Raw genomic sequence first — 5,203 nt, 5'->3', positions numbered from 1 at the left:
GCATTGTTATGCGCCGAAGCATCGTTCAATTTTGGATAAAAGTAGGGTAAAAGATTGGTTGCTTGAAATGGATGGTATGGGGGTGTTTGGTATTGGCTTTGGTGGAGGCGAGCCAACATTGCATGAAGACTTGGTTGAACTTTGCCAGTTTGGACAAGAAGAAACCAAGCTAGCAATTAGCTTTACGACGCATGGTCACAGTTTAACTCCTGAACTAATATCCCAGCTAAAAAGTCATGTGAACTTTATTAGAGTAAGTATGGATGGAACTTATAGTAACTACGAGTCTATAAGGAAAAGACCATTTAAGGGGCTATTAAGAAATTTAGAATTATTGAAAGGACGTATCCCTTTTGGGATAAATTACGTGGTTAATAGTAAAACCATTGAAGACTTACCAAATGCCTTGGAACTGTCCAAGGAGCTAGGCGCTGACGAGTTTCTGGTTTTACCAGAGGTACCAGTGGGGTTTGGTAAAAAAATCGATGATGTAACACTCAGTAAATTAAAAGAAATCGTCGATAGTCGAAGTTTAACGATGAAAAGCATGAGGGTATCTATAAGCTCTGATTACAGAAATCAATTTGTCACTGCTATCGGTCTTCAGAAAGAGAGTGAACTGCAAGGCTTTGCGCATATAGATGCGTCAGGTGTTTTTAAGCTGAGTTCGTTTGACAAGAATGGTGTTCCTATAGGTAGTGGTTCCCTCACTAATGCTTATCGTCAGTTAACAAATACTATAAGGTATAAGGGTTGAATTAGAATGAAAATTTGGCAGGGCTATGGTGCAGAGCACTCTTTAAACCTGGTAATCGTAGGTGAGTTCAAGGATGCAGAGAAGGCTGAAAATTTTGAGCAATTAGTATCAACGATTAGTTCTTTTCTATGTAGTGATGAATCGAATTTTGACGTGGATGCAGATAGATATGGTGATGAAGTACTTAAGTTCCTAAGCAAGCAAAATCTATTTTGTCTTTCACCCCAGCAATTAGCGCAATTTATGTATGACCAAAGCCTCGAAAGAAAAGGTTCAAAGATAACCATATCTTCAGACGACGATCTGAATGCATTTATCTCTCTGTTGATTCATGAAGGAGCCAAGGTCGAATGCTTTTCAGCACACGATTATCCTGATTTAGTTAAACAAGAGGGTTAAATAGTGCTTGATTGGGCTAAGTTTGAACATGTTGCTGGAGAGCATCCTAACGCACATGCATTTAGTTTTGAAAGCTTATGTAGAGGAATTGTCGTTCGACAATTTCGAAATCATGGGCCAATTAAAGAGTTAAAAAATCAACCAGGTGTGGAGTTCCATCTTGAGCTCGATTGTGATGACTCAAGATTGGGAACAAAAGGGTTAAAGGTTGGATGGCAATGCAAATGGTTCCAGTATAAAAGTGACGGTGGCTTAACTGCTGGGGCAAAGGGCCAGATTGAGCATTCGCTGAATACAACGAAACAACACTTACCAGATTTAAATGTATGGATTCTTTGGACGCATAAAACCTTAGCGAAGGCTGACCAAACTTGGTTTTATGATTTACAACAAAAATATGGCTTTAAATTACATCTTTGGAATGAAAATGATTTAGAGACTTATCTCTCAGGTCCAGCAACAGAGTTAAGGGCTAATTATTTTGGAGAGCTGGCTCTAACACCAGATATGTTAACTGAGCAGCATACGAATTCAGTGGCTCCGATTAGAAGTCGTTGGATTCCTGAAGTTCATCAACCTACAGACGCAGAGCGAGATATAAGAAGAGTGCTTGGTGAACCTAGTGCATGGTCTGATATATATGCTGCGAAAGTTAAATTAGATGCTTGTTTATTAACTATTTCTGAGTTAGCTAGGGATAAGGATTATGTAGAACTGTTACCTGATCTAGAAGAGTTTATAGCCTTTTGCAACCAGGTTATATCTAGCTGTAAGGTCTTTGAGTCTACAATGTCAGGCAGAGAAATAGGTAGAATTGCGAACTTTGCTCAATCTTCAGTGCAGACAAAAAACATAAGTCAGTTATTAAGGTTAACAAGAAGGCAGAACCTGCCGCTTTCTCTTTATTTGACCAATGCTAATGCAGTTATCAAAGATATCAAAAAGCTGTTGTCAGAAGCTGTAGAACTATTCTCTCATCAATTAATAGCTGTTATTGGTAAAGCTGGCAGAGGTAAAACACAATTAGCTGCTGAAGTTACAAGCCAAAATGATGACAGGTTAGCAGGAATACTTCTTCACGGAAAAAAACTTCGTAAGGGAGGAACACTTGATTCTCTGGTTCAAAATATGTCCTTTGCCTCTAAGGCAGTTAGATCGTTTGAATTGTTGCTTTCGGCGATAGATTCAGCGGGAGAAAGAAATCGTTGCCGAGTTCCAATAGTTGTTGATGGATTAAATGAGGCTGAAGACCCAAGAGAATGGAAGAACTTATTGGAAGGCATTGAGACTGTATTACCTCGGTATCCAAATGTAGTTCTCGTCTGTACATTGCGAGATGGTTATCAGTCTCGGCAAAATGTAGGAACTGTCAGTGCTAATAGTTCATCAAGAGAAGGGTTTGCGCAGCAAGCGCTCCCCAATGATTGTTTTGAGTTACTATTAAAAGGGTTTAGTGACAAAGTAACGGTCCAAGCTATAGGTGCATACTTTAGATATTATAAGATTAGTGCTAATCCAATAGCGGCTCCGCAAAGTTTCTTCAGCCACCCTTTAAACTTGAAAATCTTTTGTGAAGTTACGAATCGTTCAAGGAAGACTAGTGTTGTGGTTCAAAGTTTTCCGTCATCCATATACTCATTGTTTAAAGAGCAAGTCACACATATTGGAAAGACTATCTCTGAAATGATTAACCTGTCTATTAGGTATACAATTGCTGACATAGAAAACGCAGTCTACTTCTTAGGCAAAGCTCTTTGGGAGGCAAACGGTAGGGAGGTTTTAGAAAGAGACTTTTTGCAAAAGTATGATCCACAATTGACTGATTGGGACAGTAATATTGTCAACTTGCTATCTCAGGAAGGTTTAATATTCAGAGATCTGGTTCGTCGTGGAGAATATCGCTTAAGCCCAGCGTATGATCGCCTAGGTGGATACATTATAGCTTTCTATTTAATGGAGCACTATTGTCTAAATCGAGACGTATCGCTATTCAGTTCACAAGAATTTATTGAAAAAGTCTTCGAAGGTGTGACCCTCCAGCATGAGCTGTCAGAGGATATCCTGCATGCACTTGTCGCTATTGCACCGCGGTATAATCTGCCACATGTTTGGCAAATAGTTCCTTCAACTTACAAAAATGAAGTTTTAAGTTTGTCGCATTTGATTGAACCTAATTGCATTTGTGATGAAACAGTATGCGAATTGAAAAACTTAATACTTAATGAAGGGTTGAAACAAAAATATATTGAATCTTTAGGAGACGTACGATTCGCAATATCTCACCCTCTAAACGCAAAGTTTCTAAGTGATATATTGTTAGACATGTCTATGGTGGACAGAGATCTTTCATGGGGAGAGTACTTTCGAAGAAACCATGATGAATTGATAAAAGGCATTCGATTTAGGGCTGAATGTTGGAAAAATAGAGAGTTTTCAGATCCAGAAATAGAAAAACTAAGGCTAATTACAACAATTTGGTTCCTTAACTCAGTCGTAACTGAGCTAAGAGATGTTTCAACTGAGGCTTTAGTCTACTATGGAGTGCATAACACTAAGAGTTTCCTAGAAATAGTCAAACCTATTCTAGTGGCTGATGATGAATATATATTAGAGCGGATAATTGCAGCATGTTACTCAATAGTCAGTATTTCTTTGGATAAATCTGAAAACTTAGGTGAGATAGAGGCGTTCAGCAAACACATAGTAGCTGTTTTTTTCAGCCATAATTCGAAGTTCGCTACAACCAACATATTGGTTAGAGAATATGCCTCATGTCTAGTGAAGCGTGCGAGTTTGGAATCTCAAATTAATATTAGTGAATCAGAAGTTAAAGCAGCTACTGAACCTTTTGAACAAATGCCCAGAAGTCAATGGAATGAAGAAATAACTGATGGTATGAGCGGGCATTTATCTCCTCTTAAAATGGATTTTGAGAACTATACTATTGGTCGTTTGGTTAAAGATCGTAGCAATTACGACTATGAACATGAGGCTTATGCGAAAATTCGTAATCAGATACTATGGAAAGTATATGATTTGGGGTGGAGCGAGGACAAATTTGGCAACTTAGACAATCAAATTTCTTCGAGCGGTTATCACCGGAGACACGAAACAAAAAAAGTAGAGCGCTATGGCAAGAAGTACTCTTGGATAGCGTACTACCAAATGGCAGGAAAACTACTCGATTCGGAACAGTTGGAGTTCTGGGGGGGAAGGTTTATAGAAGGAATTGACCCTTTCTTTCCTAGTAAAAGGTTAAAAATCTACCCTCTTAGTGAAAAAATGTACTTAGGTGATGAAGGATTAACTACAGAAGAATGGATTAACTATTCGGAAGATCCGAATCTGGTTCATCTCAGCGATTGTGCAAGTTCTGAAAATGAAAATTTGATTTTGGTTGATGCATTTATAGTCGAGGAATCTGAGGAATTAAATCGTCATTTCTATGCGTCTGTAAACTCCTTTTTAGTTTTCGATGAGTCGTTGAAAGACTTTGATTTTGATAGCGAGGAATCTAGCAAATTGGAGTTCCCCGAAATCGCCAAATTATCTGATGTTTATTTGGGAGAGCTTTATAGCTCGTGGAGTAAAAGCCTTGAACCCCAAGTTATCAAGGAAGAAGATGGTGAAGAAGAAATAGAAGTTCAATCAAACGTGTTCTTTGATGGAAGTGCTTTTGTAAGAACATCTGGAACACATACAATGACTGTTCCTAAATATAAGGAGCATTCGCTTAAAGATTTTATCATCGAATATAGTTCGGAACATTCAAGTGGTAGTTTTTCTATGCCGATGCTAGCTGCTAGTTTTGTTAAAGAGCATGCGCTTAAGTTTGACTGTGAGCGGCTTTGTTACTTCAAAGACGGACAACAAATCTCAAAGTATATAGTTGAAGATCTAGACGGATACTCTAACTTTCGGAAAAGATTCTACTTGGATAAAGAATTCTTAACTGCTGCACTGAAATCTAGTGGCTTAAGAATAATAACTCGGATTAAGGGTGAAAGAAGAGTTTCTGACGTCGGGTATAGAGGGGATTTTGCGTAC

At 38.4% G+C, this 5,203-nt stretch carries 3 protein-coding genes; all 3 read left to right on the top strand.

Annotated elements, in window-relative coordinates; translation table 11 throughout:
* A partial coding sequence (locus I3255_RS12935) for a radical SAM protein (protein ID WP_238039187.1) occupies positions 1-757 on the top strand: 757 nt, incomplete at its 5' end.
* Between the two features lie 6 nt (positions 758-763).
* A complete protein-coding gene (locus I3255_RS12930; protein ID WP_238039186.1) occupies positions 764-1,156 on the top strand; it encodes a DUF6375 family protein in 393 nt (130 codons plus the stop codon).
* Positions 1,157-1,159: 3 nt separating this feature from the next.
* Positions 1,160-5,203: hypothetical protein (locus I3255_RS12925; protein ID WP_238039185.1), on the top strand; the 4,044-nt coding region annotated here is incomplete at its 3' end.

Origin of the sequence: Psychrobacter sp. Ps6 (genome assembly GCF_022129235.1) — a bacterium.
In the GTDB taxonomy this organism is placed as follows: Bacteria; Pseudomonadota; Gammaproteobacteria; order Pseudomonadales; family Moraxellaceae; genus Psychrobacter.
The sequence above is the reverse complement of the archived record's forward strand: the minus strand, read 5'-3'. Positions and strand labels throughout refer to the sequence as shown.